General features: G+C 55.2%; 1 rRNA gene. It reads right to left on the reverse strand.

From position 1 onward, the window contains the following. Positions 1-420 (reverse strand): 16S ribosomal RNA (locus tag CIL03_RS20015); the annotation flags it as partial.

Genomic DNA, 420 nt, shown 5'->3' on the forward strand with positions numbered 1-420 from the left:
TACGTCATCCCCACCTTCCTCCGGTTTGTCACCGGCAGTCTCTCTAGAGTGCCCTTTCGTAGCAACTAGAGACAAGGGTTGCGCTCGTTGCGGGACTTAACCCAACATCTCACGACACGAGCTGACGACAGCCATGCAGCACCTGTGTTCCGGTTCCCTTTCGGGCACAACCCCCTCCCGGCAGCCTTCCGGACATGTCAAGGGTAGGTAAGGTTGTTCGCGTTGCATCGAATTAATCCACATCATCCACCGCTTGTGCGGGTCCCCGTCAATTCCTTTGAGTTTTAATCTTGCGACCGTACTCCCCAGGCGGATGACTTCACGCGTTAGCTACGGTACTCGGAGATCGCTCCCCGAACACCCAGTCGTCATCGTTTAGGGCGTGGACTACCAGGGTATCTAATCCGGTTTACTAGCATA

The organism is Virgibacillus indicus, assembly GCF_002266285.1.
Taxonomy (GTDB): Bacteria; Bacillota; Bacilli; order Bacillales; family Amphibacillaceae; genus Virgibacillus_K; species Virgibacillus_K indicus.